The sequence below is a fragment of the Candidatus Stygibacter australis genome, from assembly GCA_030765845.1.
Taxonomy (GTDB): Bacteria; Cloacimonadota; Cloacimonadia; order Cloacimonadales; family TCS61; genus Stygibacter; species Stygibacter australis.
Window position 1 is genome coordinate 37,326 of record JAVCDJ010000113.1, and the last position, 11,901, is coordinate 49,226.

Annotated in this window: 13 protein-coding genes; 12 read left to right on the top strand and 1 reads right to left on the bottom strand. The window is 37.7% G+C overall.

Translation table 11 applies throughout. The annotated features are described in order from the left end of the window. The first annotated feature begins 9 nt into the window (after nt 1–9). From RAO94_05920 to metK, 12 genes are all read left to right on the top strand, one after another. The gene (locus RAO94_05920; GenBank protein MDP8321868.1) at nt 10–540 is read left to right on the top strand and encodes a hypothetical protein; all 531 of its coding nucleotides are present in this window, start codon (nt 10–12) and stop codon (nt 538–540) included. Continuing rightward, nucleotides 494–1,054, top strand: a complete 561-nt coding sequence (gene lptC, locus RAO94_05925) for an LPS export ABC transporter periplasmic protein LptC (GenBank protein ID MDP8321869.1) — start codon at nt 494–496, stop codon at nt 1,052–1,054. Before RAO94_05920 ends, lptC begins: the two co-directional genes overlap by 47 nt. Continuing rightward, complete coding sequence (locus RAO94_05930) at nt 1,048–2,148, top strand: LptA/OstA family protein (GenBank protein MDP8321870.1); 1,101 nt, start codon at nt 1,048–1,050, stop codon at nt 2,146–2,148. Before lptC ends, RAO94_05930 begins: the two co-directional genes overlap by 7 nt. An 80-nt stretch (nt 2,149–2,228) precedes the next feature. Further along, complete coding sequence (lptB, locus tag RAO94_05935; GenBank protein MDP8321871.1) at nt 2,229–2,969, top strand: LPS export ABC transporter ATP-binding protein; 741 nt, start codon at nt 2,229–2,231, stop codon at nt 2,967–2,969. After that, complete coding sequence (gene rpoN, locus RAO94_05940; protein MDP8321872.1) at nt 2,966–4,447, top strand: RNA polymerase factor sigma-54; 1,482 nt, start codon at nt 2,966–2,968, stop codon at nt 4,445–4,447. Before lptB ends, rpoN begins: the two co-directional genes overlap by 4 nt. After that, complete coding sequence (gene lpdA / locus RAO94_05945; protein MDP8321873.1) at nt 4,444–5,841, top strand: dihydrolipoyl dehydrogenase; 1,398 nt, start codon at nt 4,444–4,446, stop codon at nt 5,839–5,841. The genes rpoN and lpdA overlap by 4 nt, the downstream gene beginning before the upstream one ends. 116 nt (nt 5,842–5,957) lie before the next feature. Beyond that, nucleotides 5,958–6,488 (top strand): ribosome-associated translation inhibitor RaiA, encoded by a 531-nt coding sequence (raiA, locus tag RAO94_05950; protein ID MDP8321874.1) that lies wholly within the window; start codon nt 5,958–5,960, stop codon nt 6,486–6,488. A 52-nt stretch (nt 6,489–6,540) separates the two neighbouring features. Then, nucleotides 6,541–7,527 (top strand): HPr(Ser) kinase/phosphatase, encoded by a 987-nt coding sequence (gene hprK, locus RAO94_05955; GenBank protein ID MDP8321875.1) that lies wholly within the window; start codon nt 6,541–6,543, stop codon nt 7,525–7,527. Further along, nucleotides 7,508–7,780, top strand: coding sequence for an HPr family phosphocarrier protein (locus RAO94_05960; GenBank protein MDP8321876.1), 273 nt, complete (start codon nt 7,508–7,510; stop codon nt 7,778–7,780). Before hprK ends, RAO94_05960 begins: the two co-directional genes overlap by 20 nt. After that, nucleotides 7,777–9,420, top strand: coding sequence for a phosphoenolpyruvate--protein phosphotransferase (ptsP, locus tag RAO94_05965; protein MDP8321877.1), 1,644 nt, complete (start codon nt 7,777–7,779; stop codon nt 9,418–9,420). Before RAO94_05960 ends, ptsP begins: the two co-directional genes overlap by 4 nt. Before the next feature lie 15 nt (nt 9,421–9,435). Continuing rightward, nucleotides 9,436–10,329 (top strand): hypothetical protein, encoded by an 894-nt coding sequence (locus RAO94_05970; GenBank protein MDP8321878.1) that lies wholly within the window; start codon nt 9,436–9,438, stop codon nt 10,327–10,329. Beyond that, nucleotides 10,326–11,486 carry a methionine adenosyltransferase gene (metK, locus tag RAO94_05975; protein MDP8321879.1) on the top strand — a complete coding sequence of 387 codons (1,161 nt, stop codon included), beginning with the start codon at nt 10,326–10,328 and terminating at the stop codon, nt 11,484–11,486. The genes RAO94_05970 and metK overlap by 4 nt, the downstream gene beginning before the upstream one ends. 39 nt (nt 11,487–11,525) lie before the next feature. On the opposite strand, the gene RAO94_05980 is transcribed toward metK, so the two are convergent. Next, nucleotides 11,526–11,864 (bottom strand): hypothetical protein, encoded by a 339-nt coding sequence (locus tag RAO94_05980; protein MDP8321880.1) that lies wholly within the window; start codon nt 11,862–11,864, stop codon nt 11,526–11,528. Nucleotides 11,865–11,901: the final 37 nt, after the last annotated feature.

Consider the following 11,901-nt stretch of genomic DNA (forward strand, 5'->3'; position numbering starts at 1 on the left):
GGTGGGGAAGTGGACTATAAAAAGATAAAATTATTGATACTTGATTGTGATGGGGTTTTTTCTGACGGCAGGATCACTTATGATGATCATCGAGTGGAATCAAAGAATTTCTGTGCCAAAGACGGGATGGGAATAAAGCTGCTAAAATTTGCTGAGATAAAGGTAGCGATGATCACGGGTAGAAAGTCAAATGTTGTTTCACAACGCTGCCAGGATTTAAATTTTGATTACGTATATCAAGGAGTTTGGCGGAAATTGCCGGTTGCAGAAGAAATTATGGCAGAGCTGGGATATACCTGGGAAAACGTGGCATATATGGGAGATGATTGGAATGATTATCCCGTGATGAAGCATGCAGCACTCACTTCTTGTCCGGCAGATGCATTTGATGATTTTAAGGAAACAGTCAATTATGTGTGCCGTCGAAAAGGTGGCAGAGGAGCTATCCGCGAATTTGTAGAGCATATTTTAAAGCAGCAGGGGAGATTTCAGGATGTACTTAAAAAGCTCATCAATAATCTTGAAAGTACTGATAATTAGTTTGCTGATATTTCTACTTGGAGGTTGTGAGGATGATCTCAAAGAAGAGATGAAATCAGGAGACAAGAACATACCTGATGAGCAAAGCGACAGCGTGAGAGTTATCACAATGGATGGCGAAACTATCAGCATGGAGATGCATGCCAGGCATATAGACAGATATTATAAGCGAAAAGAGACTTTCATTGATAGTTTATATCTACAGAATTTCAATGAAGATGGAAGCTTGAAATCTACTTTAACCTGTAATAATGCAATAATTAATGAAACCCGTAATGAAGTGACCTGTATTGGTGATGTGGTGGTTATTAGTGAAAATGGCAGGCTGGAAGCGCCTCGACTGGTGTGGAATAGAGATAGTGATAAAGTACGGGCAGAAGAAGGCGTTAAACTAATGCGGGGCGATGATACACTTTGGGGTGAGAGAATGCTAACAGATCTGGAATTGAATGATATCGAGATCATCAAAGTATCTGCAGAAGGTACTGTAAAAAGCGGAACAGTTGAATGGTAAATAGGAATATTCCGGTAATATTGACGGTGATGATATTTTGCCTGATGGCAGGCTTGAGGGGAGAGGGAAAGGCAGAATTGCGACCTTACCGGCTTATCCATGCAGATAGTTTAAGGGCGAATAAAGTTGATGGAGCCTATATCAGCGAATTGACAGGTGAAGTACATTTTTTTTATGGCGACACAGAATTTTTTGCAGACAAGGCGTTTCTTTATGAGCGGGAAAAGATAGTGAGGATGACTGGGAATGTGAAAGTTTATGAAGATACATTGAGTCTTAAGGCGCAACGGGTGAGTTATTTCAGACTTCAGGAAAAGCTTGATTTGGATGAAGACGTGATATTTAATGAAACTCATCAGGACAGTACGTGGCGTACATTTAATGCTGAAAGAGTAGAATATTTACGGGAGAGCAAGAATTTTGAAGCCTGGGAAAATGTGTCAGTATATGATTCACGTGAAAATGTAAGCGGTGAATGTGGATATATGACATATAATGTAGATAAAGGATTTGGATATTTAAAGGAAGAACCTGAATTACAGATGTCCAAATCAGACAGTATATTGATCAAAGCAGAAAGAATCGAGTATTATGATGATTATAAAAAGATAGTAGCCATATTTGAAGTTGAAACTGAAATGCCAGATTATTTACTGACCAGTGATTTTTTGATCTATTATTCTGAGGAGGAAAAAGCGACCTATCGCGGTCAACCGAAACTTTTTTCAGAACAATTTGATGCTAAGGCATCGGAAGTTACTTTATATTTTAGAGAGAACAAACTTCATCAGGCTCTGATGAGTGATTCCTGCAGAGTAGATTATAAAGTGAGAGAATTTGAAGCAAAAGAAAATTGGGTAACGTCAGAAGAGATGGAGTTTATATTTGAAAATGGCGTGATCAAAGAAAGCAGAGCATATAGATCAGTAGATAGTTATTATGTACAGCAGCCAGATATCATCCGGAGGCAAAAGTACTTACGTAATGAGGCAAGTGCCGAAAAGCTGATAATGTATATGAATGAAGAAGGATATATAGAGCGAATAGGTTTGAGCAAAAGTATCCAGGGAAAATACACCTTTGAGGGAGAATAAAAAATTAACTAAGCAATTTAGTAGCCAAACCTAAAAAAAAAATTGACAAATAAACCGAAAAGTAATAATCTATAAACATAATGAACAGAATAAAAACAGAAGATTTAGTAAAGATATATGGAAAAAGAAGGGTTGTAAACAAGGTTAGCATATCCATTGACCAGGGTGAAGTTGTAGGAATTCTGGGACCCAATGGAGCAGGAAAATCAACTACTTTCTACATGATCCTTGGCTTGATAAAGGCTAATTCAGGAATTGTGCAGTTCAATGATAAGGATATCTCAAGATTACCTATGTATAAACGGGCACAATTAGGAATTGGTTATCTTGCTCAGGATCCATCGATATTTCATAAATTGACGGTTGAGCAGAATATAATGGCGATTCTGGAGACTTTACCAATTAATAAGAAGGAACGTAAAGAGCGACTGGAAAGGCATCTGGAAGAGCTTGATCTGGCGCGACTGGCTAAACAGAAAGCCTTTACTTTATCAGGCGGAGAACGGCGCAAACTTGAGATCACGCGATCACTGGTAACATCCCCTTCATTTATGCTGATGGACGAACCCTTTGCAGGAGTAGACCCTTTGGCAGTGGCAGATATTCAAGATATTATCCGAAAATTGAAAGATATGAATATTGGAGTTTTTATTACTGATCATAATGTATTGGAGACATTAAAAATAACTGAGAGGGCGTATATTATTTATCATGGTGAGATACTTTTTTCTGGGACATCTCAGGAATTAGTAAATGACGATCAGGCGAGAAAGGTGTATTTGGGAGAAAAATTTATCAATCCCTTTGTGCAAGAGACATGAGTAAAATAGGTTTACATCATAATCTGCATCAGAAGCAGACCCAGCAGCTTCTTATCAAGCCTAAGATGTTGCAGTCTTTGGAGATACTTGCAGCACCGATAATAGAATTGGAGACATTTCTACTTCAAGAATTGCAAAAGAATCCCATGCTTGAACTTGTGGAAGAAGATCCAGAAGAGGAAGCTGAGAATAACAGGGAAGAAAGTGTAGAGGAGAAACCTGAGGTTAAAGAGGAAAGTGCTGAAGATCAAGAGATACGGGAATTAATGGAAGAAACCCGTGAATTGAGTGAAGTACTTGATTCCTGGCAGGAATATAACGGTGATCAGCAGAATAAACTTCGAAATGATGAAGATCTTGATTTTGAGAAAAGATATGAATCAAATAGAAATATGATCACCCAATCTAATGAGAAAGACAAATATCTGGATCAGTTACAATATTTAACTTTTAATGATCTGGAATTAGAATATACAGAAGAATTGATAGAGAGCGTCAATGCTCATGGATATCTGCCGGAAGGGATAGATATTTATGAACTGGCAGCAGAATACGGAATAACTTATGAACGGGCAGATGAAATACATGAAATGGTTTTAAACCTGCAGCCGAAAGGAATAACAGCAAGAAATATCACTGAGTGCCTGCAGGTTCAATTAGATAAAGAAGATGAGTATTATGATGTGTTGTATCAATTGTTGGCAGAGGATTTTGATGATCTGATACATAAGAGATACCGTAAGATAAGTGTTAAATACGGAGTGATGGAAAGAACAGTACTCAATTGGAAAGAAATGATCTCTCATCTTGATCCTAAACCGGGATTACGGATATTGCCAGCGAATACTGATTATGTGACGCCTGATGTAGTAATAAAAAGGATAGGGGACAGGTTTGAGATAATCTCTAATGATTATTCATTTCCTAGAGTACATCTGAGCAGAAATTATCTTAATGTATTGAACATGGTTAAAGAGGATCGCAAGGCTTTGGAATTTGTAAGAGATAAGATCAATGCTGCCAAGTTCATTATGAAAAGCGTGTATTTGAGAGGGAGAACCCTGGAGAATGTAGTTCGAGCAATAATCAAACATCAACCGGAATTCTTTTATGAAGAAAATGGAACTTTGCGCCCCTTAACATATTCAGTGATAGCCAATGAACTGGGTGTGAATGAATCAACTATTTCAAGAGTTGTACGCAGTAAATATGCAGAAACACCTTTTGGGATGATGTGCCTGAAAGATTTTTTTACTAGCAAAGCAGGCAAGGACGAAAATTATAATTCGGTTTCACGTCAAAGTGTGGAAGTGCGAATTAAGGAATATATTGATAATGAGGATCCTAAAAATCCCATCAGTGATCTTGATCTGGCTGAAAAGCTCCATGATGAAGGTTTGACGGTATCACGGAGAGTAGTTGCAAAATATCGTAAACGTATGGGAATACTAAATAGTCATTTAAGGAGAAAAGAGTGAAGAAATTTGAGGTAGCTGTAATTGGTGGTGGTCCTGGGGGATATACTGCCGGGATAAGATTGCAGCAATATGGGATAAGTGCTGTAGTATTTGAAAAATCAAGGCTTGGTGGAGTGTGTTTGAATTGGGGTTGCATTCCCACGAAAGCACTGGTTAAAATAGCTGATCTATATCAGGAAATTAAAGACCATGAGCAGTCAGGCATATTTTTATCAGAGACAAAAGTAGATTATCAGGCAGCTATGAACCGTAAAGATGAAGTGGTTGAGAAGCTTGTCTCCGGGATTGAATATCTATATAAACGAAGAGAGATACCATTATTAGAAGAAGAAGTAATCGAAATAAAGAGCGGATCTGACGGGTTTATTATAAAAACCAGAGAATCTGAATATAGAAGTGATTATATAATCCTGGCAACGGGTTCAAAGCCCAAAGAGATAGGTAATCTCAAATTTGATGGAGAGCAGGTATTATCTTCGCGGGATATATTAAGTCTACCCAAGCTGCCAGAGAGTCTGGCAGTGATAGGCGGGGGAGTGATAGGTTGTGAATTTGCCAGCATTTATCAGCAGTTAGGAGTAAAAGTAAGTATTATAGAATTTCTTCCTGACCTGGTGTCTATGGAAGATAAAGAGATCAGTAAACGACTTCAAATGTTGATGAAAAAACGTAAAATAAAAATATACACAAAAACCAAAGTAACCAAGATTGAAAGACAGAAGGAAAGTGTGGTTCTGCATTTATCAAATGGCAAAGAGCTTGAAGCTGAAAAAGTGTTGATGAGTATTGGCAGGGAACCAATCTGCGAAATAAAATTCAATGGTTTTGGGCTGAAAAAAGACCGAGGATTTGTAACTGTTGACCCTGAAATGCGTACTAATAATGACCGGATATTTGCCATAGGTGATCTGACTGGGAAATTGATGCTGGCACATACAGCCAGCAAACAAGCTATGCTGGTTGCAGAAGTGCTAAGGCGGGAATTGCGTGGAGAGGGTGATGAACCTTTTTCATTGAATTATACTGATATTCCACGCTGTACATTTACCAGTCCCAGTATTGGCTCCGTGGGACTTACAGAAGAGCAGGCAAAAGAGAAATACGATGAGATTGAAACAGGCAAATTTATGTTTTCTGCTAATGGGAAAGCTCTTGCCTCTGGTCATTCAGAAGGTTTTGTGAAAGTTATTATAGAAAAGAAAACCGGATTGTTAAGGGGAATGCATATTATAGGGCCAGAAGCAGTGGAATTGATTGCTGAGGGCAGTATTATGATCAATCTGGGAACTGATATTAGAAAATTGAGAAGTCTGGTTTTTGCTCATCCCACTTTATCAGAAGCGGTTGGTGAAGCTCTGGAGGATAGTGAGGGTTTGGCTATCCATAAAATGTAAGCTATTTCAATAAAAATATGCTCATAGAAGAAAAGTAGTTATATTAATATTGAAGGAGGTTGTTGGAAAATAGTTGATAAATTAAGCAGCAAAAAAAATGACAGAAGGAGTAAATTATGCAAATTACAATTACTGCTCGTCACTTTGATCTGACAAATGCGATTCGGGAACACATCGAATCTAACGCAGAGAGATTAGATCGTTATTTTGACCACATTATGAATGTACATTTCATTTTGGTACTTGAGAATGGCTTAAGCAAAGTGGAAATGATACTTCATGTACCGCGTCATGATTTTCGATCTGAATCTGCCGACAAGGATATGTATCTGGCGGTGGATATGGCGATCGATAAGATGGAATCACAGATCAAAAAATTGAAGGACAAGTGGACAGATCATCAAAAGAAGAGCTTGAAAGCAGATACCCAATTTGTTTACACGGATCTAATCGAGAAAGCGGGAGACCGACGGAGAGTAAAGGTCAAGCGCATACCTCCCGATACCATGTCTTTAAATGAGGCGATAGATAAAATAGAAGTGGAAGAGGAATTCTTTCTCATTTTCAGGGATGTGGCAACTGACAGATTATCAGTACTGGTCCGCAAGGATGACTTGCATTATAAACTGTTTGCCACTGCGCGATAAATGAACAAGATTGGGGGTTCTATAGTGGAACCCCCATTATATTGGAAAAAATATGAAACAAAGAATTGAATATCCCTTAAAAAAGTTCTATAATGACAAGAAACAGGATTTTAAACTAAGTCTTCTAACTCATGAGAAGACTTTAAGCAAATCTATTAAAACACCATTCCTTAATCGCCCTGGCTTAGCACTTACTGGCTACTATGACAGGTTTTCAGCGGATCGTGTACAGATATTGGGAGAAACGGAGATCAGTTATTTGCAGAGTCTTGAGGAAAATGAGCTATTTGCCAGACTCCGAGAGATGCTGGTTTATGATATACCTTGTATAGTAGTTACAAAGGGCTTATCTGCTCCAAGAGCATTAACGTTTTTGGCAGATGAATATCAGATACCGGTATTTATTACCCATTTAAGTACAAATCGCTTCTATAATGATATGCTGAAGCATTTAGATAAGACATTTGCTGAGCAGATATCGATTCATGGAGTCCTGGTGGAAGTATTTGGTGTGGGAATGCTGATTTCAGGTGCAAGTGGAATAGGTAAAAGCGAATGTGCTCTTGATCTGGTTGACCGTGGCCATCGCATGGTTTGTGATGATCTGGTTACTTTGCGGTCTCTTGATGGCAGGTTAGTCGGTATGCCACGCTTTGAGAATCTATATACCATGGAAATCAGAGGAATAGGACTGGTAGATATTGAGAAGATGTATGGTATCCATGGAGTTCGCAAGACCAAGGAAGTTGATATTCAGGTAGAATTGATGAAATGGGATGATATGGAAAGCTATCAGAGACTTGGTCTGCAGGACGAAATGACAGAGATTATGGGGATAAAATTACCAATTATCTACCTACCAGTAACATCAGGTAAAAATTTATCAGTGATCATGGAAGTGATTGCCATGAACCACAGTTTGAGATCATTTGGATATAATGCAGCAGAAGAATATACACGCAAATTAAATAAATCAATTATGCAAGCCTCGCAGGCTAACAAAGAATTGGAGAATAATATTGGTAGTAAAAAGGATTAAAGTAACAAATGAATATGGGCTGCATGCTCGTCCATCAACTCTTCTGGTAAAAAAGGCAACTCAATACAGATCAGTACTTAAGATACGTAAAGATGAAATTGAAGTAAACGGCAAGAGCTTACTTGGAGTTTTGACCCTGGCTGCTGCCTATGGTACAGAATTAGAATTAATTGCTGATGGTATTGATGAAAACGAACTGATAGAAGAGATTGAGAAGCTTTTTGCAACCGGTTTTGAAGAGGTATCAAAATGAAAATGATCGGTGTGGCAGTATCAAATGGAATTGCCATTGGTAAATCGATATGTGTTGATTACAAGTTTAATATAATCAATTATCAGATTACCAAAGAAGATATAACTCGAGAACTGAAAAGACTGGAAAATGTTATTATAGTAACAATTGCTGAGTTGAACTATATATCCCGTGAACTTACAGGAAATAAGAACCAGCGGGATATTCTTGATACGCATAAGATGATTTTAGAAGATCCGGAAATGATCAACAATATAAAAAAGATACTACAAGATGAACTTGTTACGCTGGAGAAGGCATTGGATCTTAATCTTCAAGCAATTAAAGAGCAATTTTCTGAAATTGAAGATGAATATTTTTCTGCCAGGATAATAGATTATCAAGACGTCACAAGCCGTCTTTTAAAGAAATTATATAAAACAGAGTCAGAGCATGAGAACTGGACTGGCAGTATTCTGGTCGCCCAGGAAATCACACCTTCCCAGGTGCTGGAAGCATATAAAAATCATGTAGCAGGATTAATATCCATTCACGGTAGCAGGAAATCTCATTCTGCAATACTTGCCCGATCACTTATAATTCCAATGGTTATGGGTTTAGATGATGCTGAATGTGATATATGTCCTCAAGAAGTAATTGTGGATGGCAAAGCGGGAATCGTAATTGTATCTCCATCCAGAAAAGAGAAAGATAAATATCAAAAGGATTTGACTGAGATCAATCTTAAGAACCAGGAATTAGCTTTACTTGCTGATAAAGAATCGGTCACAAAAGATGGGAAAAAAATACCCTTGTTTTGCAATATTGAAATACCGGAAGAAATAGCTGCACTGGAAAGAATGAAAATAGAAGGAATTGGCTTATTTCGCACTGAATTTTTATATCTGGACAGGCAGGAGCTTCCTGACGAAGAAGAACAATTTCAGATATATAAAGAAGTCGCAGAAAAATTATCTCCCAAGCCCGTGATCATCAGAACTATTGATCTGGGAGGGGATAAAATTGCCAGGAGCTTGAAAGAAGTTGAAATGAACCCCAATCTTGGACTCAGAGGAATACGGCTGTCATTCAAGTATTTAGATTTGTTCAAAGTACAATTGCGAGCGATTCTGAGGGCAGCAGTGCATGGCAAGATCAAGATCATGTTTCCTATGGTTTCTAGTGTATCTGAGATTGATTCAGCAAGGAATATTATACTTGAATGTCAGAAGGAATTGGAAGCTGATAAAATAGAGTATCAACGTGAAATTGAAATTGGTACTATGATTGAAGTCCCTTCAGCAGCTTTGCGGGCAAAAGAGATAGCTGCTAAATGTGATTTTTTGAGTATTGGCACAAATGATCTGGTGCAATACACGCTTGCTGTGGATAGAAATAATGATCTTGTAGCGGAATATTATAATGAAATGGATCCATCAGTATTGTATTTAATTCAAAAAGTATGTCAATCAGCCCATGAAGCAGGCATCAAAGTGGCAGTTTGCGGGGAAATGGCTTCTCAGGAGCAATTTACCAGTCTGCTTTTGGGATTAGGTGTAGATGAATTATCCACCTCTCCTGCTAATTATAATGAGATCAAAAAGAAAATTCTCCAGCTTGACACAAAAGAGTGTGAAAAATATGCCGTCTCATTATTATAGGTAGAGGTTAAGAGTGTGCAGAAATTTGAATCTATATTAGATAATGATGAGCAATTAAAAGAACTGGGCTGGGAAGCAGCTTATCATCAGGCTATCCATTTTCCTGAGCAAGTGCTTCAGGCTCGAAATCTCACTTCCGGAATAAAGAAATATTCCAGACATCCAGAGAAAATATTCATCTGGCAATCTGGTATTGAAAATAAACTGCTTATCCAATTGATAAATCACATTTATGGAGATATTATTCCTATTAACAAATTAGATGAAATCCCTAATATCTGGGATAGTAAGGATGGCTTATTAATAATTCCTGATTTTCATCAAAAGCTTAAGAAAGTGCCTAATGATGATAGTATAATATATCTTACAGGAAAAGAACTGCTTCATAAATATCAAAATACCATCTGTTATTCCTTTCCCCAAATCCCTTCAAATGAAGGTCTTGGTATATTTTTGGGTTTTATCAGTGGTTTTCTGGATGAATTATCTGGGATTGATAAGAGCAATATTATCAACAAAATTGTTGCTGTGGGAATGCAAAAGGCTGGAGTGCTTGCCTGGAGACAGCCCTATAAGAGAAACTTCGCTAAAATCTGGGCTGCTCGATTGGCTGAAGCTGATAATTGGCAGATTACCTCAACTCAACCGGATTTTGAGATCATCTGCCAATACTGGCAGAATAAACTGGAAAATTGGTCAGGTATAAATTCAGCAGTAGGACAACAGATTTTCCTGGAAAAAATGTACCCAACTGAATCATCTTCTAATTTAGAAAAAGGTTCTGAAAGTATTTTTGCTGATGGTGTTGACCTTGTGAGTCAGATAATTTCTCAGTATTATTTTATAAATTGCCTTGCCATATATATTTCAATTATTAAAAAAATAAATTATCAGGAGATATTAAAATGAAATTTAGAAAGCTATTTACTTCAGAATCAGTTACTGAAGGTCATCCGGATAAGGTTGCTGATCAAATATCAGATGCCATTCTGGATGTGATTCTGCAAGGCGATCCCATGAGCAGAGTAGCCTGCGAAACCTTTCTTACTACGGGTTTAGTGATGGTCGCTGGTGAGATAACTACTGATTGTTATGTGGAAATTCCCACCATAGTTCGCGAAACCCTGAAAGAGATAGGATATGATGATGCAGATTCCGGGATTGGTTATAGATCATGTGGGATAATAACCAGCATTGATCCTCAATCAGAAGATATCAAGATTGGTGTTGATGAAAGTGAGGGACATGAACAGGGAGCTGGAGATCAGGGTATGATGTTTGGCTTTGCCTGTAATGAAACAAAATCACTGATGCCTATGCCCATATCATTTGCCCATAAACTGGCACAAAGGCTGGCTCTTGTTCGTAAAGAGAATATCATTGATTATCTGAGACCTGATGGCAAAACACAGGTAACCATTGAATACCGTGATAATAAACCATATATCTGTGACTCAATTGTGATCTCTACTCAGCACATGCCTCATGCTGATCAAAAGAAATTACGTGCTGACTTGATTGAAAACGTCATTAAACCGGTTATCCCAGCTAAGTATTTATCTGATAATACCATAATTTATACCAATCCAACCGGACGATTTGAAATTGGCGGTCCTCAGGCCGACACTGGTCTCACGGGACGCAAGATCATTGTAGATACTTATGGTGGCAAAGGCAGTCATGGGGGAGGGGCATTCTCGGGAAAAGACCCAACAAAAGTTGATCGCAGTGCTTCATATATGGCTCGTCATATTGCCAAAAATATTGTTGCTGCCGGACTTGCCACAGAATGCGAGATCGAAATTGCCTATGCCATTGGAGTTGCCCAGCCGGTATCTCTTTTGATAAATACTCTTGGCACAGGTAAGTTAGACGATTTGAGACTGGCAAAGATAGTCGATGAGCTATTTGACTTAAGACCCAAAAGCATAATTGATTATTTGAAATTAAGAAGACCTATCTATAAACAAACAGCAGCTTATGGGCATTTTGGCAGAGAACTTGCTGATTTTACCTGGGAAAAAACTGATAGAATGGAAGACCTGATACGTAAAGCAGGATTATAAAATATTAAACAAATTACACAGGATAAGCCAGATAATGGCTTATTCTGTTTTTTTTTCGAGATGTTTCCTGGTCAATTTCTTCTGATATAACCGTTGTTGAGAAATTTTCCGCCTTTCTTCTTCCTGCTTGTCATCATAGTTCATTTTCGTAATTATATAGGCAAACCAGAATCCCAGTACCAGCATAAATAAATTCAGTATACCCAGATATATTGCGGATATAAAGCCTATAGCAAGACTGAAAATTACAATTATCAAACAAATAGTCCCAACAATATTTGAACCAGGTTTTTTAAACAGGAAAAAATAGAAAAAGACAAATCCTATAAAGAGATAAATGATAAAGTAACCGACAAAATTGATCAAATTTATATCCATAAAATTACCTTCCCATAAAATTTATACTTAAATCAAA

Coding starts and splice junctions, on each gene's coding strand:
- lptB (MDP8321871.1), top strand. CDS start 2,229: ATGAACAGAATAAAAACAGAAGATTTAGTAAAGATATATGGAAAAAGA.
- lptC (MDP8321869.1), top strand. CDS start 494: ATGTACTTAAAAAGCTCATCAATAATCTTGAAAGTACTGATAATTAGT.
- ptsP (MDP8321877.1), top strand. CDS start 7,777: ATGAAAATGATCGGTGTGGCAGTATCAAATGGAATTGCCATTGGTAAA.
- rpoN (MDP8321872.1), top strand. CDS start 2,966: ATGAGTAAAATAGGTTTACATCATAATCTGCATCAGAAGCAGACCCAG.
- RAO94_05980 (MDP8321880.1), bottom strand. CDS start 11,864: ATGGATATAAATTTGATCAATTTTGTCGGTTACTTTATCATTTATCTC.
- hprK (MDP8321875.1), top strand. CDS start 6,541: ATGAAACAAAGAATTGAATATCCCTTAAAAAAGTTCTATAATGACAAG.
- metK (MDP8321879.1), top strand. CDS start 10,326: ATGAAATTTAGAAAGCTATTTACTTCAGAATCAGTTACTGAAGGTCAT.
- RAO94_05930 (MDP8321870.1), top strand. CDS start 1,048: ATGGTAAATAGGAATATTCCGGTAATATTGACGGTGATGATATTTTGC.
- raiA (MDP8321874.1), top strand. CDS start 5,958: ATGCAAATTACAATTACTGCTCGTCACTTTGATCTGACAAATGCGATT.